Origin of the sequence: Allobacillus sp. SKP2-8 (assembly GCF_007559355.1) — a bacterium.
In the GTDB taxonomy this organism is placed as follows: domain Bacteria; phylum Bacillota; class Bacilli; order Bacillales; family Alkalibacillaceae; genus Allobacillus; species Allobacillus halotolerans.
This window is the reverse complement of sequence record NZ_VMHF01000003.1, coordinates 143,097-166,004: the sequence shown is the minus strand read 5'-3', so window position 1 is coordinate 166,004 and position 22,908 is coordinate 143,097. Positions and strand designations below refer to the sequence as shown.

General features: G+C 42.0%; 23 protein-coding genes and 1 pseudogene. 1 reads left to right on the top strand and 23 read right to left on the bottom strand.

All coding sequences use genetic code 11. The features are described from left to right. The 17 genes from FPQ10_RS05510 to rpoE all read right to left on the bottom strand — a co-directional run bounded on the left by FPQ10_RS05510 (window position 1) and on the right by rpoE (window position 15,462). A complete protein-coding gene (locus tag FPQ10_RS05510) occupies window positions 1-297 on the bottom strand; it encodes a DUF2089 family protein (protein ID WP_144089044.1) in 297 nt (98 codons plus the stop codon). 164 nt (window positions 298-461) lie between these two features. Then, window positions 462-1,298: a peptide chain release factor N(5)-glutamine methyltransferase gene (gene prmC, locus FPQ10_RS05505; RefSeq protein WP_144161472.1), complete on the bottom strand. Its 837-nt coding sequence runs from the start codon at window positions 1,296-1,298 to the stop codon at window positions 462-464. 21 nt (window positions 1,299-1,319) lie between these two features. After that, window positions 1,320-2,390 carry a peptide chain release factor 1 gene (gene prfA, locus FPQ10_RS05500; protein WP_144161469.1) on the bottom strand — a complete coding sequence of 357 codons (1,071 nt, stop codon included), beginning with the start codon at window positions 2,388-2,390 and terminating at the stop codon, window positions 1,320-1,322. 102 nt (window positions 2,391-2,492) lie between these two features. Further along, window positions 2,493-3,110, bottom strand: coding sequence for a thymidine kinase (locus FPQ10_RS05495; RefSeq protein ID WP_144161599.1), 618 nt, complete (start codon window positions 3,108-3,110; stop codon window positions 2,493-2,495). 268 nt (window positions 3,111-3,378) lie between these two features. After that, a complete protein-coding gene (locus tag FPQ10_RS05490) occupies window positions 3,379-3,624 on the bottom strand; it encodes a hypothetical protein (RefSeq protein ID WP_144161466.1) in 246 nt (81 codons plus the stop codon). 4 nt (window positions 3,625-3,628) lie between these two features. After that, entirely contained in the window at window positions 3,629-3,874 is a 246-nt protein-coding gene (locus FPQ10_RS05485; RefSeq protein WP_144089048.1) for a type B 50S ribosomal protein L31, read from the bottom strand. Between the two features lie 131 nt (window positions 3,875-4,005). Beyond that, complete coding sequence (gene rho, locus FPQ10_RS05480) at window positions 4,006-5,280, bottom strand: transcription termination factor Rho (protein WP_144089049.1); 1,275 nt, start codon at window positions 5,278-5,280, stop codon at window positions 4,006-4,008. A 219-nt stretch (window positions 5,281-5,499) separates the two neighbouring features. Next, window positions 5,500-6,204, bottom strand: coding sequence for a hypothetical protein (locus FPQ10_RS05475; protein WP_144089050.1), 705 nt, complete (start codon window positions 6,202-6,204; stop codon window positions 5,500-5,502). Between the two features lie 2 nt (window positions 6,205-6,206). Continuing rightward, window positions 6,207-7,076 carry an ATP-binding cassette domain-containing protein gene (locus FPQ10_RS05470; RefSeq protein WP_144089051.1) on the bottom strand — a complete coding sequence of 290 codons (870 nt, stop codon included), beginning with the start codon at window positions 7,074-7,076 and terminating at the stop codon, window positions 6,207-6,209. Continuing rightward, window positions 7,066-7,449, bottom strand: a complete 384-nt coding sequence (locus FPQ10_RS05465; protein ID WP_144161463.1) for a GntR family transcriptional regulator — start codon at window positions 7,447-7,449, stop codon at window positions 7,066-7,068. The genes FPQ10_RS05470 and FPQ10_RS05465 overlap by 11 nt, the downstream gene beginning before the upstream one ends. Window positions 7,450-7,847: 398 nt before the next feature. Then, the gene (locus FPQ10_RS05460; RefSeq protein ID WP_144161460.1) at window positions 7,848-8,885 is read right to left on the bottom strand and encodes a nuclease-related domain-containing protein; all 1,038 of its coding nucleotides are present in this window, start codon (window positions 8,883-8,885) and stop codon (window positions 7,848-7,850) included. Between the two features lie 408 nt (window positions 8,886-9,293). Continuing rightward, entirely contained in the window at window positions 9,294-10,265 is a 972-nt protein-coding gene (gene glpX / locus FPQ10_RS05455) for a class II fructose-bisphosphatase (RefSeq protein WP_144161457.1), read from the bottom strand. Between the two features lie 56 nt (window positions 10,266-10,321). After that, the gene (locus FPQ10_RS05450; protein ID WP_144161454.1) at window positions 10,322-11,608 is read right to left on the bottom strand and encodes a UDP-N-acetylglucosamine 1-carboxyvinyltransferase; all 1,287 of its coding nucleotides are present in this window, start codon (window positions 11,606-11,608) and stop codon (window positions 10,322-10,324) included. Window positions 11,609-11,663: 55 nt separating this feature from the next. Continuing rightward, the gene (fsa, locus tag FPQ10_RS05445; protein WP_144161451.1) at window positions 11,664-12,314 is read right to left on the bottom strand and encodes a fructose-6-phosphate aldolase; all 651 of its coding nucleotides are present in this window, start codon (window positions 12,312-12,314) and stop codon (window positions 11,664-11,666) included. A 355-nt stretch (window positions 12,315-12,669) separates the two neighbouring features. Continuing rightward, window positions 12,670-13,053, bottom strand: a complete 384-nt coding sequence (locus FPQ10_RS05440) for a response regulator (protein WP_186278552.1) — start codon at window positions 13,051-13,053, stop codon at window positions 12,670-12,672. Between the two features lie 106 nt (window positions 13,054-13,159). Next, entirely contained in the window at window positions 13,160-14,764 is a 1,605-nt protein-coding gene (locus FPQ10_RS05435) for a CTP synthase (protein WP_144161443.1), read from the bottom strand. A 173-nt stretch (window positions 14,765-14,937) separates the two neighbouring features. Continuing rightward, window positions 14,938-15,462: a DNA-directed RNA polymerase subunit delta gene (gene rpoE, locus FPQ10_RS05430; RefSeq protein WP_144161440.1), complete on the bottom strand. Its 525-nt coding sequence runs from the start codon at window positions 15,460-15,462 to the stop codon at window positions 14,938-14,940. A 336-nt stretch (window positions 15,463-15,798) separates the two neighbouring features. Here rpoE and FPQ10_RS05425 point away from each other — a divergent pair, with 336 nt between their 5' ends. Beyond that, complete coding sequence (locus FPQ10_RS05425) at window positions 15,799-16,812, top strand: ABC transporter permease (protein WP_186278551.1); 1,014 nt, start codon at window positions 15,799-15,801, stop codon at window positions 16,810-16,812. A gap of 370 nt (window positions 16,813-17,182) precedes the next feature. Here the strand turns inward: FPQ10_RS05425 and FPQ10_RS05415 are convergent, their stop codons facing one another. The 6 genes and pseudogenes from FPQ10_RS05415 to FPQ10_RS13285 form a co-directional block, all read right to left on the bottom strand. Beyond that, window positions 17,183-17,734, bottom strand: a complete 552-nt coding sequence (locus FPQ10_RS05415) for a guanylate kinase (protein WP_144161430.1) — start codon at window positions 17,732-17,734, stop codon at window positions 17,183-17,185. Between the two features lie 103 nt (window positions 17,735-17,837). Beyond that, window positions 17,838-18,050 (bottom strand): hypothetical protein, encoded by a 213-nt coding sequence (locus FPQ10_RS05410; protein WP_144161427.1) that lies wholly within the window; start codon window positions 18,048-18,050, stop codon window positions 17,838-17,840. A gap of 84 nt (window positions 18,051-18,134) precedes the next feature. Beyond that, window positions 18,135-18,284 (bottom strand): hypothetical protein, encoded by a 150-nt coding sequence (locus FPQ10_RS12960; protein ID WP_186278550.1) that lies wholly within the window; start codon window positions 18,282-18,284, stop codon window positions 18,135-18,137. Window positions 18,285-18,445: 161 nt separating this feature from the next. Next, complete coding sequence (icmF, locus tag FPQ10_RS05405; RefSeq protein ID WP_144161424.1) at window positions 18,446-21,676, bottom strand: fused isobutyryl-CoA mutase/GTPase IcmF; 3,231 nt, start codon at window positions 21,674-21,676, stop codon at window positions 18,446-18,448. A gap of 19 nt (window positions 21,677-21,695) precedes the next feature. Continuing rightward, the gene (locus FPQ10_RS05400; RefSeq protein WP_144161421.1) at window positions 21,696-22,313 is read right to left on the bottom strand and encodes a TetR/AcrR family transcriptional regulator; all 618 of its coding nucleotides are present in this window, start codon (window positions 22,311-22,313) and stop codon (window positions 21,696-21,698) included. A 5-nt stretch (window positions 22,314-22,318) separates the two neighbouring features. Next, window positions 22,319-22,908: pseudogene (locus FPQ10_RS13285) on the bottom strand (methylmalonyl Co-A mutase-associated GTPase MeaB); the annotation flags it as partial.

Genomic DNA, 22,908 nt, shown 5'->3' with positions numbered 1-22,908 from the left:
TTACCTCTCCTTTTCTTTCTTATATTTTTCAATAATTAATTTTGCTTCTTCCAAGTTGATCCGATCATCAATCGATAGCTTTTTGATAAACTGAATAAATTCTTCATTTTCCGCAGCATCATTTAATTTTATTTTTTCTATTAACCGATCTAACTTAATCCTTACTGTCGGATAAGAAACCTCATAAACTTTTGCGATTTCTTTTAAAGAACCTGAGTTCATGACGAATTTTTTGATGAATTCCACATCCTCTTGATCCAAAGACAAGATCCAACTTGGAACATCTCTTATATCCATTTAATCACCTCATCTCATCTAATGTGTAAGTTTACTTTAACATTAAATTAAATAATATTAAAGTATTTTTCAATTTTATTTAAATATTATTTATATAGTGCTGAATTTTATTCCATAAAAAAGAAGCCTCTCAACAGTTTAGTAAACTAATGAGAGGCTTCGCTTTAACACTCAGCAAAAACGATACGGTCTTTTTTATTGATGTCTTGAATAATTTCCGGGCTAGCTTTGGAGCAGGTTTGTTGAATTAACATGCTTACTGCCTCGCCTTGTTGATAGCCGATTTCGAAGGCGAGCTGCTTTGGTTTTAGACGTTTCGATTGTGCAATGATTTGTTCATAAGCAAACAGTCCGTCATTTTCAGCAAATAATGCCATTTGTGGGTCGAAAATGACCGTATCGCTCAAGCTGTCTCGGTCTGATTGTGCGATGTATGGCGGGTTGGAGACAATGACGTCAATGTTGTGACCAGCCTCGATGACGGGTTCCAAAAAACTTCCTTGCAAAAACTCGATGTCCGCAGTGTGTGCCGTTGCATTTCGACGAGCAACTTGAAGGGCTTCATGCGATAAATCGGTTGCCAATACACGTAAGGTAGGCATTTCTTTTTTTAACGAGACCGCTATGATGCCGCTTCCTGTACCGATATCCACAACTGTTTCTGTTCCTGAAAGTTTTCCAAGCAAGTATTGGACTAATTCTTCGGTTTCCGGACGTGGAATGAGGACATTTTCATCGACGTAAAAGTCGCGTTCATAAAACGTCGCTGTATTGGTGAAATGTTCGAGTGGTTTTCCTGTTGCTGCATGGGTTTCAACCCAACCGACGAATGTTTCGTGCGTTTTCGTTTCCAGTTTTTCAAGGGCGTTCATAAATAACCCGCTCATTGTCGTATCCAGCAAATGACACAACATGAGGTCTGCCACGCGCTCTTCTCTATCATGTGACTGTAAAAAAGAAGAAGCCCATTTACGAGCTTCTTGAATCGTTGGTTGTTCCATGTATTTCACCGTTTCTATCAATTATTCCGTAACTTGATCAAGTTTCGATGTCTGTTCTTCAATCGTCAACGCTTCGATAATTTCGGAAAGTTTTCCTTCCATAATTTGATCGAGTTTATTGATCGTCAAGTTAATGCGGTGGTCCGTCACACGGTTTTGTGGATAGTTGTACGTACGGATTCGCTCAGAACGGTCACCTGTACCGACTGCTGATTTACGGTTTTCATCGTATTCTGCTTGTGCTTCTTGTTGGAATTTTTCATACACACGAGCACGCAAAACTTTCATCGCTTTTTCTTTGTTTTTGATCTGGGATTTTTCATCCTGACAAGATACGACTGTTCCAGTTGGTTCGTGGGTCAAACGGACAGCTGACATCGTCGTATTAACACTTTGCCCACCTGGTCCACTGGATGCGAACGTGTCGACACGAATATCTTTTTCATGGATATCTACTTCAACTTCTTCCGCTTCCGGAAGCACGGCGACGGTTGATGTAGACGTGTGAATCCGTCCACCCGATTCGGTCTCTGGGACACGTTGTACACGGTGTGCACCGTTTTCGTATTTCATTTGAGAGTATGCGCCTTTACCGGTAATCATAAAGATGATTTCTTTATAACCACCCATATCAGATTCATGGGCATCGATGATTTCGGTTTTCCAGTTACGAGCTTCCGCATAGCGTGCGTACATACGGTAAAGATTTCCAGCAAATAATGCCGCTTCTTCTCCGCCTGCTGCACCGCGAATTTCCATAATAACGTTTTTATCATCGTTCGGGTCTTTCGGAACGAGCAGTAATTTCATTTCTTGTTCGAGTGGTTCGATCTGTGGCTCGAGTTCGTTTAGTTCCTCTTGAGCCATCTCCATCACGTCTTCATCAGACTCTTCTTCGAGCATTGTTTTCGCTTCGTCTATTTGTTGCCGAATTTCTTTGTATTGACGAAATTTCTCAACGATTGGCTGTATGTCTGATTGCTCTTTTGAATAATCGCGTAATTTATTGGAATCATTGATGACTTCTGGGTCCATCAATTTTTCAGTCAATTGATTGTAACGGTCTTCGATATTTTGCAATTTATCGAACATATTCTGTTCACCTCTACTTTTTCCTTCATTATTATATTACAGTGGCGGGCTACCGTCAAAAATAGCAAGCACTAATTCACGGATAGTGCTTGCTATGTTATCTTATTGATTCATTTCTGATTTCGATACTTGATGTAAATGTGGGTGATTCGGCACTTCATGATGATGACGGCAGCGTGGCTCGTACGATTCAGAAGCGCCAACCATGATGACGGGATCGTCGTATGAAGCCGGCTCACCGTCGATCAATCGCTGTGTACGCGTTGCTGGTGACCCACACATCGGGCAAATCGCATGCAGTTTTGATACCATTTCACTGTTCGCCATCAATTGTGGCATCGGACCGAACGGCTCGCCTCTGAAATCTTGGTCAAGACCAGCAACAATGACACGAATGCCTCGATTCGCTAATCGCTGTGTCACTTGAACAATTTCTTCGTCGAAAAATTGGACCTCATCAATACCAATGATATCCAAATCATCCGTTACATTTTCTTCAATTTCTGAAGCTTGTCGGATCGGGTGGGCGATGATCGCGTTTCCGTTATGAGAGACGACCGAATCATCTTTATACCGATTGTCGATAGCTGGTTTAAATACGCGAATTTTTTGATTGCCATATGTCGCTCGTTTCACGCGTCGGATGAGTTCTTCTGATTTCCCAGAGAACATACTTCCGCAAATGACTTCCATCCAGCCTTTATGGTTCATTATATACATCATGGGAGGCACCTCTTTTTTCGTGGTTTATGTTAAAACATATTCATATATGTGTGTTAATCGTCAGTAATGCTTGCGGTATTTGTCAAAATGACATGAAAAATCATACCCGCAAATGGTCACTTATCATTCTACCGAATCCGAAGAGGAATAAAAAGGGTTAGTTTTTCCTAATTTTGATTTTGGGCAGTGGATTGTTTAGATAAAGGTAGATTCGCTTGGCTTTGATTAGATGAAGATTTTTTAAGTCGAGTTTGGTAGATCAGGTCTAACCGCTCGATGAGTGAGGGGCAACCGCTCGATAACGCGTTCTAACCGCTCGACAAACGGGGGGAAACCGCTCGATAATGCGTTCTAACCGCTCGATAAAACGTTCCAACCACTCGACAAACGTGACGAACCGCTCGACGAAGCGCTCCAGCCGCTCGACATAAAAAGAAAAAAGCTGACCGCGATCAGCCGCATCCCTTTGACAGGTGATTGGCTGAATTACGGTCAGCGTTTGTTTTCTCATCTTATTAGTTAAGATTGTATTTTTTCTTGAATCGGTCTACACGGCCACCGACTTTGTCAGCTTTTTGCTTACCAGTGTAGAAAGGATGTGACTCTGAGCTGATTTCAACTCGGATTAATGGGTACGTATTGCCGTCTTCCCATTCGATTGTTTCGTCAGAATTAAGAGTAGATCCAGACAAAAATTTGAAATCAGAACTTGTATCTAAGAATACAACTTTGCGGTATTCCGGATGAATATCCTTTTTCATGGTTAACCCTCCTTGCCCTGAATCCTGTGGAAACAGAGTTTTTTCAAAACAACGGTGTGCTTTGTCTTTTCATACAGAGTGATTATATCAACTGCATGTTCATAATGCAAGAAGTTTTTACTGTGCTAAGACTAGTTTTTCCCTTGCATTTCATCTTCCATTCGTTTGAAGAATTCATCGTTCGTTTTCGATTGTCTTAATCGCTTCATGAAGCGTTCGAGGAATCCATTTTGATCCTGCATCGTTTTCCGGATGGCCCACATTTTATCGAGTTGATCTTTCGGTAACAACAGCTCTTCTTTCCGTGTGCCGGAGCGCAATACATCGATTGCTGGGAAGATTCGACGCTCGGCCAAGCTTCGGTCGAGGTGAAGCTCCATGTTCCCCGTTCCTTTAAATTCTTCGTAAATGACATCGTCCATGCGTGATCCTGTATCGACTAAGGTCGTTGCCAAGATGGTCAAACTGCCGCCTTCTTCGATATTTCTCGCCGCACCGAAGAAACGTTTTGGACGGTGGAAGGACGCTGGGTCGATCCCTCCGGACAATGTTCTTCCACTTGGCGGGATGACGAGGTTGTAAGCACGCGCTAAACGCGTAATACTATCCATGAGAATTACGACATCTTGTTTATGCTCAACAAGTCGCATCGCTCGTTCTAACACAAGTTCGGAAACCTTAATATGGTTTTCCGGAACTTCATCGAACGTGGAACTGACAACGTCTACCTCATCAGCGACAGAGCGTTCGATATCCGTCACTTCTTCTGGACGCTCATCGATTAAAAGTATGATCAATTTGGAATGTGGATGATTTTTCGTAATCGCATTCGCCATTTCTTTTAATATCGTTGTTTTCCCCGCTTTTGGCGGGGCAACGATGAGGCCACGTTGACCAAAGCCGACGGGTGACATCATATCAACAATCCGAGTTGATAATACATTGCTCGTCGTTTCCAAGTTCATTTTCCGATCAGGATAAAGAGCGGTCAGGCCTGGAAAGTGGATTCGTTCTTTCGCGCTTTCCGGGTCGTCACCATTGACGGCGTCGACGTGTAGTAGGCCGAAATAACGCTCATTTTCTTTTGGTGGACGTGCTTTTCCGGAAACCAAGTCGCCATTTCTTAGGTCAAAACGACGGATTTGGGATGCGGAAATATAAATGTCTTCCGGACTCGGCGCATAGTTAATCGGACGCAAAAATCCGAAGCCTTCTGTCGGGATAATTTCTAAAATCCCATCAACGAATAGCTTGCCGTCTTTTTCAGCTTGCGCTTTTAAAATCGCAAAAATCAATTCTTTTTTGTTTAGTTTTGCATAGTAAGAAACACCGAAATCACGTGCAAGGGCATAGAGGTCCTTGAGTGTTTTCGTTTCTAACTCTGCGATTGTCAATGTTTTTGACAAATCATTACACCACGCTTTTATTTTATATTATTTTTCATTCAAATTTATTTTGGAAATAAAGGGATGATCTCTTGGGTTGGGAAGAGAAAATCTTGGGGTAAAATTATGACTCTTCCATTGTATCGATTTTACTGTCAGATAGCAAGAAAGAGTCTGATTTTTTATTGGGATTTACTGTTAAAAAGACTGGCTAGGAAGTTCTAGCCAGCTTACGTTCTTTTATAATTCTAATGCTATGTTGCGGGTAAGGCTCCGGATTGTGATGAAAAGGCCGACTAATATGATCAGCGTTCCGGTTAGTGAGATGAAAAAGTGAGATTCCCAAAAATTATTGAAGTCTATTCCGTTTATTGTGATTACAAGAAACTCATTTTCCCAAAAGTAATCTAGTATTCCAAATAAAAACAATGAAATGATGATGGCAATCGTCCCTCCAAACCAACCAAGTCTGTAAAAGGATAACCCGATGGTCCATCCTATGAAAAAGATGGCCAGCGAAGAGAGGTAATAACCGACTGAAGCAAGGAGAAGGTTTTCACCGAAACCACCTAATTCAAGCGTGCCATTAATAGGCAGTTGAAATACGTTCTTTGCAACATATGCCAAACCGAGAAACACAAGTGCAATCAATAAAGAAAGAAATGTTGTTTTGATGGCAGCTGCGATGGTCCCTTTCAAGTAATTTTTACGAGTAACACCATGGAAAGCGAGCAACGTAAGATAAGGATAAACCGCCATGACTCCAAAGACTATCATGACGACAGAATAAGCATCAAATGCCGTGGTGAACACATCACCTGTCTCTACGCTAAAAATAACTTTTACGATTGTGACACCAATTTGTAATACGAGTAATACGGTTGCTACGATGAGTATCCATGTGGCGAAAAATCGTTGTAAATCATTCGTTACTAGTTTGCTCATCACTACGCTTCCCCTCCTGTCAAATGGATAAATAAATCTTGCAAAGACACATTGCCGATTTCAAGCTCTTGCTTCTTCGCTTTCTGACGCTCTTCTTCGCTTAATTCACCGTAGATTGTCACGGATTTCGTCGGGCCCAGTCGTTGTTCGTTCAGTACTTTTTTCCCAGAAACGAATTGATCGACAGCATTTGCTTCACCGATCACTGTCTGCCCTTTCAGCGTCATTGCTTCGTACTCATCGTGAAGCAGTAATTTCCCTTGGTGAATCATAACAATCTCATCGAACAAATAGTCCATTTCCGAGACGAGATGTGTTGATAGAATAAACATGCGTGGGTGTTCCGCTTGCTCATCAAGGACTTCATTGTAAAATTTCTTTCGCGTCGGTGCGTCCATTCCTGTGTAAACTTCATCAAATATTGTGATTGGCGCTCTGCTTGCTAATCCTAAGACAACTTGCAAGGCCGACCTCATTCCTTTCGACAATTCACTCATACTTTTTTTTGTTGATAAGTTAAATGTTTTGATTAACTCATCCGCATATATTCGGTCGAAATTCGGACGGAATGTTTCAGTCATATCAAGCATTTCTCTGACTTTCAATGATTGATCACGTTGGGAGTCTGATAGGAACATGACCTGTTGCATCCGTGATTGATTTTCAAAGATAGGCTCCCCATCCAAAGTGATTTCTCCTTGATCTGACTGCTTAAGCCCAGCAATTAAAGAGAGCAACGTTGTTTTCCCTGCGCCGTTTCGACCGATCAGTCCAACGATTTTATTTCCTTCGACATTAAAGTCAATTTCATTAATTACTTCATGCTTTTTAAATGACTTTGACACTCGCTTGATTTCCAATTTATGACTCATTCTCTTCACCTCTCTTAATCTTTCGAATCAACTTGAGCATTTCTTTTTCCTCAATCGCCAATTTTTCCGCTTCCTGAACCATCGGAACAACGTAATCATCCATAAAGGCATCGCGACGCTTCTGCACTAGCTTTGTTTTTGCACCCTCTGCCACAAACATTCCAACACCTCTTTTTTTAAATAAAATTCCTTCGTCGACGAGTTGATTCACTCCCTTTGCGACCGTCACATGGTTAATCTCATAAAACTGGACCAACTGATTGGTTGAAGGTGCTTGATCTCCTTCTTTTAACTGATCATTCACAATCTGATCTTCAATCCGTTCTCGTACTTGTTGGAAAATCGGCTTCCCTTCATCAAAATCTCTTCTCATCGTCTTCACCGCCTTATTGTGTGGCTTTGTTGATTTATCGTGTTCGCTTTGTTGTTTATTGGTTATATAGTTGAGTATATAACCATAATACGTGTGAGAGTTGAGTTTGTCAACGAATTCTTAAAAAGTTGTGGGGTTTTCCATTTTAATAGTGAGGAATTACGGGGCATTGGAAGATTGTTTTGACGTGGTTACGCAGCTTTTTCGATGGCTGGGCGCCTCTTTTCGATGGCTGCTATTCATTTTCCGACGGCTTCGTTGCTTTTTTCGACGGCTAGCGCTCATTATTCGACGGCTTCGTTGATTTTTTCGACGGCTTCTGCTCATTATTCGATGGCTTCTGTTCGTTTTTCGACGGCTCCGTTGCTTTCTAGTTATTCGGCAGCATTCAAAGCCGACTACTGAAGCTCATTTTTCAACTTGCTTTTTATTGTGTTCAATTTAGATAAATAATTGAAATCCTCTGAATCAAAATTATAAGAAAGTTGGTATTGTCTGGATTTTGTATTGCCAGTAACTTTTGATGAAGCTTTGTTCAACATGTCTTTCGCTGTACTGCCGGATTTTAACGATGTGAAGTTTCGAAAATTTTGATTCGTAATGGTGGGACCAATCAGCAAGAAATAATCTTTCAACGTATTTTCATGAGCATCACGAGAACGGTAATCACATGTAACACATTGCCATCTAAGTCTGTACATTTTCATGCCTACCGTTCCGCATTTCATACAAATAACACCTTTCAAAATGTCCCCTTCACTGACTTTCATTGTTTTTAAAATATCTGGATTATAGGTCTGATGATGATAAGAAATGGTTTTAGTGAGGTTACTCATTTCATTTAACGTGAGTGTATCTTGTTGATAATTTTTGATTAGTTCGCGGAAAAGAGAAGGTAACCGTTGGAGAGAGATAACTTTTTCAGCATGATGATTATTTGTAGGATCAATTCGTAATCGTGTTTGAGAATTCGTCATGACAACATAATACTCAATTGGCAAATTACTGTATCCTAGTTTCTCTAACCATATCGTGAGCTGATACGCTTGCTCTTCAGCTTGAAGAACGGGATCATCGAATACTTTTATTTGCTGATCTTTTTTCTGAATTACTTGATGAACTGTGTCATCGAACATTAGATCATCACTATAATATTTTGATTCAAGGATGAGTAGAAATTTAGGAGTGATAATTAAAAAATCTATTTGAAAGTAGGACGAGTGAAGATAAAGACGCGTGTTTTGTAAAACTTTGTGTGGAGTTGGGAATTTACTGAGTGGATAATATAATCTTGATTCGCCGTATAAACCAGCAAGTTCATTTTTGATCCTTTTTTCAACATGAGGGTAACGGCTGTGATTCAGAGGTAGACGGTGGTACAGAGCTTGTAACTTGAGGATGTGCGGGGGAATTGAGGACTTTTTATCAATAGACAAGTTTTATCTCTCCTTCTATGTAATTTTAATATTATTATAGCCTATAGCTTTTTGGTGACAAGCTTTTGATACTTCTGTTTTTGCGTAAGATTCAGCGGCTGAACATGGTTATTCGACGGCTGCAAGGCGGCTTTCGACGGCTCGATTTCATTTTTCGATGGCTAGGCGCGCTTTTTCGATGGCTCGACCCCACTTTTCGACGGCTTCACTCTGTTTTTCGACGGCTCGAGCTGACTTTTCGACGGCTCGATTTCATTTTTCGACGTCTACACTTCTTTTCAGCAGCTTGTCACGCGGGATGGGGTGAAAGACATCAAAAGGTCCATTTTTGCCTAAGCAAAAATGTTCCACTCAAGGCTTTAAATCAAAAAACCAACCGCCACAGCGGTTGGTTTCCTAATAAAAGTTTTACTCATCTGTCATGACGAGGTTTGGTTTTGTTGTTAGGCGGTGGGCACCGTCGACGAAACGGATGGTGCCTGATAGTGCACGCATGACTAGGGTTTGTGTGGTTGCGCGATCGCCTTTGAATTGTACACCTTTTAGCAGTTCACCGTCTGTAATGCCGGATGCTGCGAAGATGGCGTCGTCTCCTGAAACGAGGTCTTCCATTGTCAGTACGCGATTCGGGTCGTCGATGCCCATTTTTTTGCATCGTTCGACTTGCTCGTCGTTTTCTGGTTTCAAACGGCCTTGGATTTCTCCGCCGAGGCATTTTAAACCGACGGCAGCGAGTACTCCTTCGGGTGCGCCGCCTGTTCCGAATAGGATATCAACACCTGTATGGTCAAATGCTGTGTTGATTGCTCCGGCTACGTCGCCTTCTGGAATTAGTTTGATTCGTCCGCCGTTTTCGCGGATTTCATCAATGATGTGTTGGTGTCGAGGTCTGTTCAATACACAAGCGACGACATCTTGTATAGCTTTTCCTTTTGCTTCGGCAACAGCTTTCATGTTCTCTGTAACGGAGGCATTCAAGTCGATTTTCCCGACCGCTTCCGGACCGACAGCGATTTTTTCCATATACATGTCCGGCGCGTGAAGCATATGTCCGCGGTCGGCAATCCCGACGACTGCGAATGCTCCCCAGCTACCTGAGGCAACGATGTTCGTTCCTTCCACCGGGTCAACCGCGATATCTACATCCGGTCCACCTGTCATTCCAAGCTCCTCACCAATATAAAGCATCGGTGCTTCGTCTCTTTCGCCTTCACCAATCACAACTCGTCCATTCATTGGAATTGTATCAAATACCTTTCGCATGGCCTCCGTTGCTGCGTTGTCTGCTTCTTCTTTCTCGCCACGGCCCATCCAACGTGCAGAGGCCATTGCTGCAGCCTCGGTGACCCGAACGATTTCCATTGATAAACTTCTTTCCATATAGGTTCCTCCCCTTTTGGTGTTGCAATTCCCTCGTCTGTTTGTTTACAAGGTATTTATATATTTTGATAAAATTTCTGATCTTCTTCTGTCATCGCTTCTTTCCAAACGACAGCGCCTAAATCAGATAATTTTTTCGTTATGTCATGGTAGCCTCGTTCGATATGCTCTAATCCGACGATTTCTGTGATGCCATCAGCCAGTAAACCGGCGGCCACTAATGCAGCACCTGCGCGTAAGTCGCTCGCTTTCACTTTTGCACCTTCTAATCGAGATGGCCCTGTAATAATGGCTGAACTTCCTTCAATTTTGATGGAAGCATTCATCCGGCGTAGTTCGTCGATATGTTTAAAACGCGCGCTGTAAATGGTATCTGTCACAACACTCGTTCCTTCTGCTTGCGTTAATAATGTCGTAAGCGGCTGTTGTAGATCCGTCGGAAATCCTGGATAGACAAGCGTCTTGATATCACAAGAATGGAACGGTCGGTTTCCGCGGACAATCAGCCGTTCATCTTCCGCTTCAATTTCGACACCCATTTCACGGAGTTTCGCTGTTAACGACTCCAAGTGTGTCGGAATGACATTATCGATAATGACTTCCCCGCCCTTGGCTGCAGCCATAATCGTATAAGTACCCGCTTCGATTCGGTCTGGAATGATGGTGTGCTTACATCCCTTCAAATCATCTGTTCCTTCAATGCGGATGACATCCGTTCCAACACCCTTGATGTTTGCGCCCATACTGTTCAGTAAGGTAGCGACATCAATGATTTCCGGTTCTTTCGCGGCGTTTTCGATAATTGTTTTCCCTTTGGCCCGGACAGCGGCAAGCATAATATTAATCGTTGCACCGACGCTGACGACGTCCAAGTAAATCTTCGCGCCGACCAATTCATCCGCCCGGAGATAAACCGCACCTTGCTCATTCGTCACCTTGGCACCGAGAGCTTCAAAACCTTTGATGTGCTGGTCAATCGGACGTGGACCTAAATTACATCCACCCGGTAAGCCGATGACTGCTTTTTTGAACCGACCGAGCATAGCACCCATAAAGTAATAAGACGCACGGAGTTTTTTCACCTTTCCATTCGGTAGTGGCATGTCGATCATATCTGTTGAGTCAATCGTCACATCTTCACCTGTTTGCGAAACGGTTCCACCAATGTCTTCAAGTAGCTCTTTCAATATTTGAATGTCTGAAATATCTGGAAGACCTTCAATCGTCACTTCGGATTCAGCTAAAATAGTAGCTGGCAAAAGAGCTACAGCGCTATTTTTCGCACCACTGACCCGTACAGTGCCGTTTAATTCGTGGCCTCCCTCGATGAGTAGTTTTTCCATTTGTGATACCCCTCTAAAATTATTCTAGTCCTTATTATGCGGACTCTTCACAAATTCATTCTTTATTTGCTTTTTCCCAGTCGGCCAAAAATTTCTCAATGCCTTGGTCGGTCAATGGATGTTTCACGAGTTGCTGAATGACGTTGAATGGAATCGTTGCAATATGTGCTCCATTAATTGCCGCTTCTGTTACGTGCATCGGATGTCTGACGCTTGCTGCAATAATTTGTGTGTCAATCGCATGGCGGTCAAAAATCTCAGCAATTTCAGCAATTAAGTTCATGCCGTTTTGTCCGATATCGTCCAATCTGCCAAGGAAAGGAGATACGTATGTCGCGCCAGCACGAGCCGCAAGCAATGCTTGGTTGGCGGAAAAAACAAGTGTGACGTTTGTTGTGACACCCTTGTCCGTAAGTTGCTTACAAGCTTTCAATCCTTCAAGTGTCATTGGTACTTTAATCGTAATATTCGGTGCGATTTTAATGAGTTCTTCTGCTTCTTTCATCATTCCGTCAACATCTTCGGAAACAACTTCCGCACTTACCGAACCTTTTGTCACTTCTTGAGTGATTTCTTTTAAACGATCGTGAAAAGAAACGTTTTCTTTTGCGACAAGTGATGGGTTTGTTGTTACGCCCGCTAAAACACCTAACGCATTTGCTTCTTTGATTTCATCAATATTTGCTGTATCAATAAAAAATTTCATTTGTAATTAGCTCCTTCTTTTCAGTTATTTTCTGAGAGGTTTTTGATTCCATGACGAAAAGGCCAACCCAATTATGGATCAGCCTTCTTCTGTAGAGACACTCTTACTGTGTTTTTTTAATGATTTATTTATATCCATTTGCAACAGTTCAAGCATGGAAACTAACGGCACAGCAGATTTCCTCCTACTTGCATGGACTTTGACGAGATTTTCGTCATTTGACGAACACTCGAGTGAGTTTAAACGTAATCGGCAACAACCGAGTGTTACACTTTGCATCAACTGAAAAATGTTCATGCACAATCTATTTATAGAATACCAAACTATGCATTAGCTTCGCAACTTCATCTGTCCATTATTCAGAGATATTTACGAAATCATATAAATTTTGTTCAACGATTTGTATGATATCTAGAATGTTAAACGGTTTTTCAACAATTTCTACAATTGCGTCTGAATGGATTTTATCATGCATTTCTTCTTTATCGGCTCCTGACATCAGAATCACAGGAATTCTAAAGCCTTCTTCCTGAATGACATGAGCGAATTGATCGCCTTTCATTTCAGGAATTCGATAATCCACTAAAATTAAAGCTGGATTTTTTTCGTTGATCGCCATTTTGGCATCAAACGGATTAGCATAAGTGAAAACATTGTAACCTGTTCGTTCGAAAACTTCTTTGAGCATCATTCTTATGCCCTTTTCATCGTCAATGATGAATAAGGTCGTGTTTTTCATCCCATCACCCTTCTCCGTTCCAACCATCCATATTCAGCTTAGATGAAATGGAATAAAAACACAATACATTCATAAGAAATTTTAACCTATTTTGGGATTGCTAGGTTTATTTCTGCAATTTCATACAAGCATCGACAAAATTCTTGAATAAAGGCTGTGGTCGTGTTGGGCGTGATTTGAATTCTGGATGGAATTGGGATGCCACAAACCAAGGATGATCTTTCAATTCCACGATTTCCACTAAATGATGATCTGGGCTTTGACCGGAAAAAATCAAGCCTTGCTCTTCCATCTGCTCTCTGTATTCGTTGTTGAACTCAAAACGGTGACGGTGACGTTCGTAAATGATTTCTTGTTGGTCATATGCCTCATATGCTTTTGTATCTTCCAACAGTCTACATGCATAGACACCTAGACGAAGCGTTCCACCTAAGTCTTCAATATTCTTTTGTTCCGGCAACAAATCAATGACTGGGTAAGGCGTTTCTGGATCGATCTCTGCTGAGTGTGCATCTTTCAGTCCTAGAACATTCCGCGCAAACTCGACCGTTGCCAACTGCATACCTAAACAAATACCTAAGAAAGGAATTTCGTTTTCTCTCGCATAACGGATCGCTTCTATTTTACCTTCGATACCACGGTCACCAAATCCACCAGGAACAATGATTCCAGATACGTCACTGAATTGTTCAGCTGCATTTTCTGCCGTCAACTTAGCGGAATCAATCCATTTGACTTTGACATCCGCATCAGCAGGATAACCGGCGTGCTTCAACGCTTCAACGACAGAAATATAAGCATCTGGCAAAGCGACATATTTTCCGACTAAGCCGATGGTTACGGTTTTAGAAAGATTGGTCACCCGATGAATGAGTTCCTCCCATTCGGTCATATCCGCTTCAGGACAATCCAAGCTGAAATGTTCACAAGTAAGCTGGTCGAGCCCTTGTTTTTTCATTTCCAACGCGACTTCATAAAGCACTTCCTGGTTATGAGCTTCAATAACCGCTTCTTCCTTAATATCACAGAAAAGTGCTATTTTTTGTTTCATGCCTTCACTAATATCTTTTTCGGTACGAAGCACGATAATATCCGGTTGGATACCGAGTGAACGCAATTCTTTGACGGAGTGCTGTGTCGGCTTAGTTTTCAACTCGCCTGCAGCTTCCAAATAAGGAACGAGCGTACAATGAATGTACATGACGTTATCGCGTCCGAGGTCGCTTTTCAGCTGACGGATCGCTTCAAGAAACGGCAAGCTTTCGATATCTCCTACCGTACCACCGATTTCGGTAATAACGACATCTGCATTCGTTTCTTTGCCCGCTTTGTAGACACGGTCTTTAATTTCATTTGTAATGTGTGGAATAACTTGTACCGTACCCCCTAAATATTCACCACGGCGTTCTTTCCGAATAACGGAAGAATAAACTTTCCCTGTCGTAATGTTGCTGTACTTATTCAAATTAATATCGATGAATCGTTCATAGTGCCCGAGATCCAAGTCTGTTTCTGCACCGTCTTCCGTGACAAATACTTCACCGTGCTGGTATGGACTCATTGTCCCTGGATCTACGTTCAAATACGGATCGAATTTTTGAATCGTTACATTTAAACCTCGGTTTTTCAGCAAGCGCCCCAAAGATGCTGCTGTAATTCCTTTTCCAAGCGAAGAAACAACCCCGCCTGTCACAAAGATATATTTCGTCATTTTCGTTCCTCTCTTTCTGTCATTACCATTTATTTTAATTTTATGAGATGAAAAGCTGCTAATAAAAACAAAAAAAGCTCCCGAACGAATCGGGAGCTGACATTTTTTAAGAGCCCACATAGAATATTACTGTTTTATTTTGCGAAAGTCAAGATGGTTATGTCCTGGAAGAATTATTTTTCTTCCTCGTCATCTTCATCGAAGTCTTCCACTTCTTCTTCGTCTTCATCGAAGAATTCATCTTCGCTTTCTTCTTCCTCTTGACCGAAAAGGTTCCCATCGTCTTCTTCAGAGAATCCAGCATCTACATCTTGTAGATCTTCCTTCAAGTAATCCTCTTCTGGCTCATCGGCAATTGTATCTGTATCAGACTTTTTACGTTTTTTCTTTTTACGCTTTGGACGCTCTACTTCTTCAAGCTTAATGATATCCTCTTCTGTTTTATCAAATGGATACCACTGCTTTAATCCCCAAACATTTGAACCGACTGGAATAAAACGGCCATCAACATTTAAGTCCGTATAAAACTGTGAAATGAACGTCTTTTTGTCTTGCTCAGACATTTCTTTTTCTTCGGCAATTTTATTATATAAATCACTGAATGAAACAGATTGATTTTCATCTTGTAAATATTCATAAGCGATCTCAATCATTGAAATTTCTTTCATATCTTCATTTGCATACTTTTCCAAACCCATTGTCAGCACTCCTTTAAGACCTTAATCATCAAATGGTTTCCTATTTTATCATGCCGTATGGAAAAATCAACTGAACATGATTCTCCGTTTGAAATACTATCATTTTAATATAGATATGTGCATTTTACCACATTATCCTAAAAATTAATCTACTGAAATAAAAAGAAAGCAAACATTGGAAAAAAGGTGCCTATCTTCAACTACACTAAACCTATGAAGCAGTTGGTTTTTCGACAAACAAAGCTCGTGTTTTCTCGTCATAATTCTTATGAGTTACATATTTCGACTGAATGTTCTAAAATAAGAGTAAGAGTTATTTGGAAAAGGATGATGCGAATGAATGGCTGGCCATTATCAGAAGTAATCCGATTCGTGATTCAATCATTTTGGAAAAATCCAATCATCATCATTTTTATGTTGATCACACCATTATTATTGCTATTTTTAAGTTCAACTATCTTACAAGAGGAAGCATACGAGCCGACAATCGGTGTCGAAGAAATTTCTGAGCGGATGCAAGCTTCTTTGTTGCAACAGGACGTAAACGTTGAACAGATTACGACAGCAAAAGCATTGAATAAATTATCAGCAGGTCAGTTGGATGCCTTTTTCACTGTCGAAAATCAAGGTGGATTTTTGATGTTGGAAGGGAGCAAGCCACACGCCAACTACAGCACGAATCTCGCGCTCAATAAAATGTACGCTAATTTATCAGCTGATGATCGTGCCTTTGATACATTGTATTTACACGGTACATCGCAAAACAACTGGTACGATTATATCGGCCCTGGCTTAATCGCATTTTTGGCCTTTGCCTTTACGTTGATTTGTAGTGCCATGCTGTTCTCCAGACAGGTTCAAACGTATGAATTTCATTTGAACGGCACACGATTCATTACCATTTACTTTTTATTGTTCAGCATTCTTTCATTGATTCAATCGTTATTGATCTTAAGCTATAGCATATATCAATTGGATCTATATTTTGCAGGATCTTTCTGGGGGGCCTTATTGACCGTGTGGTTGATCAGCCTTGTCGCCGTAAGTCTCGGCATGGTAGTCGCAGCCTTCACACGAACATTCTTCCAGTTTGGTTTTACAATTTTCGCGATTCATTTGACGCAATTTTATTTTTCCGGAATTTTACCGAGTGAAAATGTCGTATGGATGAATCGGATTGGTTTATTTATGCCTGTTTCTTACTCCGTCGAAGCCTTACGAGATATCATCATCCGCAACGAACACTTCATGGATATCTCAACCTATGGATTGATCCTAATTATCTTCATTGCGATTAGTTTACGTCTAGTTGGATATAAGATGAGAAAACAAGCGAATGTAGCACCGTAGATGAGTTGTCGCGTGGTGAGTGATTGAGCGGTTGGGGTGTTTGTTTGAACAGTTAGCGCATTCGTTTGAACGGTCGGCGTGCTTATTTGAACGGTTAGCGCATTCGTTTGAACGGTCGGCGCACTTATTTGAACGGTCAGCGCGGTCGTTTGAACGGTTGGCGCGATCGTTTGAATGGTTAACGCACTTATTTGAACGGTCAGCGCGGTCGTTTGAACGGTTGGGGTGTTCGTTTGAACGGTCGGCGTGCTTATTTGAACAGTTGGCGTCTTCGTTTGAACGGTCGGGGCGATCGTTTAAACGGTTAGCGCATTTATTTGAACGGACAGCACATGTGAATGGTCAATAGTAACATCAAAAAAGCCTTCCTTTAACGGTCGGCTTTTTCTTTTTGTTTCTGTGTAAGTTGTAGGATGGTTTGTACACTTTCGTTTAAATCCTTATTTTCAATGACTACATTCACTTGCTCTGGCATGCCGAATTCGTTCTTTTTCTTTGCTTCCTCCAATCGGCTTTGGATCTCTTCCTCAGAACTTCCTCTGCGGTTTAGTCGTTCCACTAGCAGCTCTTTCGTTAATCGGATGAAAACGACTTTTGTATATTCAGGGTATTTCCTTTGCATCGCTCTCGCACCGTTCATGTCCATACAGATCACTAACTGATGATGTTGCGTTAGCTTTGTATCGACTTCATTCGCGGATAATCCGTAGTGATTTCCCGCATACTCACTTTCTTCTATCTTATCGAGATTTTTAAACTCCTCTTTTGAAACAAAATGATAGTCGTGATGATTTACTTCTCCTTCACGCATTGAGCGAGTGGTCGTCGTGATCAGTCTTTCGAAGCCGTGCGTTTCCAGTTGATGTGCAATTGTTGTTTTTCCCGAGCCACTGCCTCCGACTATTACGATGATGGTTTTCATAGAATCGCTCCTTTTGAAGTAAATTCTACACGAAAACGCTGAGCTTATGTAGATTAAATGTGCGTTTTAGAATTTTTTGCTGCTGCTAGCACAAAGGGTCATGTCAATATTCGTCTTTATTTTGATTTCCTTCAGTGTTGTTCTGCATTGCTTCAGGGTTAATTTCCGTTCCTTCAGGGTTAAAGTGGGATGCTTCAGGGTTAATCTGTGCTCCTTCAGGGTTAATCTGTGCTCCTTCAGGGTTAATCTGTGCTCCTTCAGGGTTAATCTGTGCTCCTTCAGGGTTAACGCGGAGGGCTTCAGGGTTAATTTGCATTCCTTCAGGGTTATTGCGTACTTCTTCAGGGTTTATTTACTATCCTTCAGTGTTAATTCGCACCCCCTTTAGAGTTAACCCGTACTACTTCAGCGTTAATTCGCGCGTTTCTTCAGGGGTAATCTGTGCCCCTTCAGGGTTAATGCGGAGGGCTTCAGGGTTAATTTGCACTCCTTCAGGGTTATTCCGCGCTACTTCAGGGTTAATTCGTACTTCTTCAGCGTTAAATTGCATTCCTTCAGTGTTAATTCATACTCCTTCAGCGTTAATCCACACTTCTTCAGGGTTAACCCGCACTCCCCAGCATCATCCCGCCCTGACCACCAGACTGACTTTCAAAATCTACGTAAAAAACCCGAACGTGGACTTATTCGTCTTCGTTCGGGTTTGTATTCTTACATATTTCTTCTGTATTGGCCGCCGACTTCGTAAAGGGCATGGGTGATTTGTCCGAGGCTTGCGACTTTCACGGTTTCCATGAGCTCTTCGAAGATGTTTCCGTTTGAAGCGGCTACTTTCTTCAAGCGTTCCAACGCTTCTTTTGCTTCTGCTTCGTTCGCTTTTTGGAAGTCACGTAGATTTTTAATTTGTTGTTCTTTTTCTTCTTGCGTTGCCCGGGCAACTTCCATTGAGTTAATGTCATCTTCTGATTGTGGGTTCGGATTCAGATATGTGTTCACTCCAATGATCGGAAGTTCTCCGGAGTGTTTCTTGCTTTCGTAATAGAGTGATTCTTCTTGGATTTTTCCGCGTTGGTATTGACGTTCCATTGCGCCTAAGACACCGCCGCGGTCGTTGATTCGCTCAAACTCTTGTAAGACGGCGTCCTCCACTAATTTAGTTAGCTCTTCGACGATGAACGAGCCTTGGATGGAGTTTTCGTTTTTCGTCAGTCCGAATTCTTTGTTGATGATCATTTGAATAGCCATCGCACGGCGCACGGATTCCTCCGTTGGTGTCGTGATTGCTTCATCATAGGCGTTCGTATGCAAGGAATTCGTGTTGTCTTGAATTGCCAAGAGTGCCTGAAGTGTCGTCCGGATATCATTAAAGGCAATTTCCTGTGCGTGTAATGAACGGCCGGATGTTTGGATATGGTATTTCAATTTTTGGCTTCGGTCATTTGCACCATATTTTTCTCGCATGGCAATCGCCCAGATTCGGCGTGCAACACGTCCGATGACGGTATACTCTGGGTCAAGTCCGTTCGAGAAGAAGAATGATAGGTTCGGTGCAAATTTATTAATATCCATGCCGCGGCTTAGATAGTATTCAACATACGTAAATCCGTTCGCAAGGGTGAATGCGAGCTGACTGATCGGGTTCGAGCCCGCTTCGGCGATATGATAACCAGAAATCGAAACAGAATAATAGTTACGGACTTCATTGTCGATGAAGTATTCCTGGATGTCACCCATTAAACGCAAGGCAAACTCTGTTGAGAAGATACAAGTGTTTTGGCCTTGGTCTTCTTTCAAAATATCTGCTTGCACGGTACCACGTACGACCGAGATTGTTTCCTTCTTAATTTGCTCGCGCTCTTCGTCATTCGGTTCACGGCCATGTTCTTCTTTGAATTTATCGATTTGTTGGTCGATTGCCGCATTGAAGTAAAACGCTAGAATAATTGGAGCCGGTCCATTGATCGTCATCGATACTGAAGTCATCGGATGGGTTAGATCAAACCCTTCATATAATTTCTTAATATCTTCAACGGTACAAATGTTGACACCGGATTCACCGACTTTCCCGTAAATGTCCGGGCGCTCGTCTGGATCTTCTCCATATAAAGTTACGGAGTCAAATGCTGTACTGAGTCGCTTGGCTTCCTCGTTTTTCGATAGATAATGGAAGCGATGGTTGGTCCGCTCTGGTGTACCTTCTCCCGCAAATTGACGTGTTGGGTCCTCGCCTTTCCGTTTAAACGGGAAAACACCTGCCGTATAAGGGAAAGAACCTGGTACGTTTTCCGTCATCAACCAATACAGACGATCTCCCCAATCACTATACTTCGGAAGAGAAACTTTCGGGATCTTTAACCCAGAAATCGATTCTGTATTCAAATCGACAGTGAATTCTTTGTCACGTACTTTATACGTCAACTGATCCTGTTGATATTGCTCTTTAAGTTCATCAAAGTTTTCAAGTTGTTCAAGATTGTTGCGATCAATCTGTTTCTCATATGTGTCAATCAACTCATCAATCTCTTTGACTTCTGCATCGTTCATTGCTTCTTTGGCGCCTTTTAGTTGATACAGTTTGCGCGCCGCTTCACTTTGCTTTTCGGCATCTTTTTTATAATTTTGTACCGTGTCTACAATATCTCGCAAATATTGACGACGTTCAGGCGGAATAATCAAGTTATCTTTTTCGACAATCTTGATCGTTGTATCAAATGGCACTTCAACATCCCAGTCATACCGTTCATTCAATGTTTCTAAGATGGAAGCGAATAGCGTGTTTGTACCTGGATCACTGAACTGGCTCGCAATCGTACCGAATACCGGGAATGTTTCTGGGTCTTGATGAAACAACATCCGGCTTCGTTCGTACTGCTTTCGAACTTGGCGGAACGCATCCTCTGAACCTTTTTGTTCAAATTTATTAATGACGATAAAGTCAGCAAAGTCGATCATGTCGATTTTTTCAAGCTGCGTTGGTGCACCGAATTCCGCTGTCATCACGTACATGGAAAGGTCGGTGATTTCGGTAATTTCGGCATCCCCTTGCCCGATCCCACTCGTTTCGATAATAATGAAATCGAAATCTGCTGCTTTTACGACTTGAATAGCCTCTTGGATTGACTTGGATAGCTCGCTCTTTGAATCTCTCGTCGCCAATGAGCGCATATAAACGCGTGGATTAAAAATCGCGTTCATGCGGATTCGGTCACCGAGTAACGCGCCGCCGGTTTTCTTCTTCGTTGGGTCGACAGATAAAATCGCTATCTTTTTATCCGGTACTTCGTTAATGAATCGGCGGATCAATTCATCCGTCAATGAACTTTTACCAGCTCCACCGGTTCCGGTAATCCCCAAAACGGGAGCGCCATCATTTTTCGTTGTCAGTTTACCGATGATATCTTCACTAGCGACATCCTCATTTTCCACGTGGCTAATCAAGCGGGCAACTGCCTGGTAATCTCCCTTGTTGACAGCTTCTACATCATTCTCAATATCCATTGGTGTCGGATGATCGCATTCCTCAAGCATATTGTTGATCATCCCTTGAAGACCAACTTCACGTCCATCATCCGGTGAAAAGATTCGTGCCACGCCATATTCGTGAAGTTCTTTAATCTCGCGAGGTAAAATAACCCCACCACCGCCACCGTACACGCGGATGTGACCGGCACCTTTTTCATTCAATAAGTCGACCATGTATTTGAAGTACTCAACGTGACCGCCTTGATAGGATGAGATCGCAATCCCTTGGACATCTTCTTGAATCGCTGCATTCACTACATCTTCGACCGAACGGTTATGCCCTAAGTGGATGACCTCGGCACCGCTCGCTTGCAAAATTCGTCTCATAATGTTGATGGAAGCGTCATGACCATCAAATAAACTGGATGCTGTAACAAAACGGACAGCATGCTTCACATGATACGGTTTCGTTTGTTGCATGATTCGTTCCTCCCTCATATTAATTCGCTTGAAAAGCCAATTGGCTCTTCAGTAATTGAAACTGCATTTCCATATATTCTTGAAGCGTAAACTCCTTTTGAATTAACCATCTGCGAAAGCCCCACATTTGCCCTTGAACATACACATTATTGGCAACCAATTTCACATTTTTTTCATCCAATACATTGGCATAGCTATTGCTGATCACTCGTTCGAGAATCCCAACCATTTCACGTTCTTTTTGCATGACATATTCTTGATCTTCTTTTGGAAGGGCTTTCAATTCTTGGTATAAAATCAAGACTTCATCCTGCATTTGGTCCATGATTTGAAAATAAGCGAACACTGCTTGCCTGAGGGCTTCTTCTGAAGTGGAGTTACGATCAATGACATTTTCCATACGTGTCTTTACTTCATCGTGGACGGCATCGCAGACTAAAAATAAGACATCTTCTTTTTTTCGAATGTACTCATATAATGTTCCGATGCTGAAACCTGCCGCTTTGGCGATTTCCCGGGTCGTCGCCCGGTGAAATCCTTTTTGTTTAAATAATTGGACAGCACCTTTTTGTAGCTGGTTTAATCGTTTCTTAACCAGTGCCTCATCTTTTATCGATGAAGTGATCCGGTGATCCATCCAGTTCACCCTCTCTTTTTCTCTTTCCACTCTTTATACCAGGCTTCGGCTAGCGCATAGGAGTTATCTTCTTTCTGAAGCGTCTGCTGCTTTGTTTCATCTGTTTCAATAAAACTTTCGACATCTTTCCAGATCGCTTCCTGGATTAACTCGTATACTTCATGACGCAGCTTGTTTGCCCGTCTTTCCTTTCCAAGGTCGGTATCGTTCAAGAATTGTTGATGGTTTTCTATCGCTCTAAACCACTGATCAAAGCCAAAGTTTTCGACGACACTTGTTTCAACAATCTCCGGTTCAAAGGCCCGGTTCTCGCTGGAAAGATGAATGAGGTCTTTTAGCTGACGTTTTAGTTTTTTCACACCCGGAATGTCGGCTTTATTTAAAATAAACAAATCAGCAATCTCCATAATGCCGGCTTTGAATACTTGTAATACATCCCCACTATTCGGGGTTAAGACAACAGACGTCGTGTCGGCAACCTTCATAATATCGAGTTCCGACTGTCCGACACCTACTGTTTCAATTAAAATATAATCGAACCCATAGGCATCACAGGCACGGATGGCGTCTTTTGTCGCACGGGCCAATCCACCAA

Coding starts and splice junctions, on each gene's coding strand:
- FPQ10_RS05510 (WP_144089044.1), bottom strand. CDS start 297: ATGGATATAAGAGATGTTCCAAGTTGGATCTTGTCTTTGGATCAAGAG.
- prmC (WP_144161472.1), bottom strand. CDS start 1,298: ATGGAACAACCAACGATTCAAGAAGCTCGTAAATGGGCTTCTTCTTTT.
- prfA (WP_144161469.1), bottom strand. CDS start 2,390: ATGTTCGATAAATTGCAAAATATCGAAGACCGTTACAATCAATTGACT.
- FPQ10_RS05495 (WP_144161599.1), bottom strand. CDS start 3,110: ATGTATATAATGAACCATAAAGGCTGGATGGAAGTCATTTGCGGAAGT.
- FPQ10_RS05490 (WP_144161466.1), bottom strand. CDS start 3,624: ATGAGAAAACAAACGCTGACCGTAATTCAGCCAATCACCTGTCAAAGG.
- FPQ10_RS05485 (WP_144089048.1), bottom strand. CDS start 3,874: ATGAAAAAGGATATTCATCCGGAATACCGCAAAGTTGTATTCTTAGAT.
- FPQ10_RS05475 (WP_144089050.1), bottom strand. CDS start 6,204: ATGAGCAAACTAGTAACGAATGATTTACAACGATTTTTCGCCACATGG.
- FPQ10_RS05470 (WP_144089051.1), bottom strand. CDS start 7,076: ATGAGTCATAAATTGGAAATCAAGCGAGTGTCAAAGTCATTTAAAAAG.
- FPQ10_RS05465 (WP_144161463.1), bottom strand. CDS start 7,449: ATGAGAAGAGATTTTGATGAAGGGAAGCCGATTTTCCAACAAGTACGA.
- glpX (WP_144161457.1), bottom strand. CDS start 10,265: ATGGAAAGAAGTTTATCAATGGAAATCGTTCGGGTCACCGAGGCTGCA.
- FPQ10_RS05450 (WP_144161454.1), bottom strand. CDS start 11,608: ATGGAAAAACTACTCATCGAGGGAGGCCACGAATTAAACGGCACTGTA.
- fsa (WP_144161451.1), bottom strand. CDS start 12,314: ATGAAATTTTTTATTGATACAGCAAATATTGATGAAATCAAAGAAGCA.
- FPQ10_RS05440 (WP_186278552.1), bottom strand. CDS start 13,053: ATGAAAAACACGACCTTATTCATCATTGACGATGAAAAGGGCATAAGA.
- FPQ10_RS05435 (WP_144161443.1), bottom strand. CDS start 14,764: ATGACGAAATATATCTTTGTGACAGGCGGGGTTGTTTCTTCGCTTGGA.
- rpoE (WP_144161440.1), bottom strand. CDS start 15,462: ATGGGTTTGGAAAAGTATGCAAATGAAGATATGAAAGAAATTTCAATG.
- FPQ10_RS05425 (WP_186278551.1), top strand. CDS start 15,799: ATGAATGGCTGGCCATTATCAGAAGTAATCCGATTCGTGATTCAATCA.
- FPQ10_RS05415 (WP_144161430.1), bottom strand. CDS start 17,734: ATGAAAACCATCATCGTAATAGTCGGAGGCAGTGGCTCGGGAAAAACA.
- FPQ10_RS05410 (WP_144161427.1), bottom strand. CDS start 18,050: ATGCAAATTAACCCTGAAGCCCTCCGCGTTAACCCTGAAGGAGCACAG.
- FPQ10_RS12960 (WP_186278550.1), bottom strand. CDS start 18,284: ATGCAATTTAACGCTGAAGAAGTACGAATTAACCCTGAAGTAGCGCGG.
- icmF (WP_144161424.1), bottom strand. CDS start 21,676: ATGCAACAAACGAAACCGTATCATGTGAAGCATGCTGTCCGTTTTGTT.
- FPQ10_RS05400 (WP_144161421.1), bottom strand. CDS start 22,313: ATGGATCACCGGATCACTTCATCGATAAAAGATGAGGCACTGGTTAAG.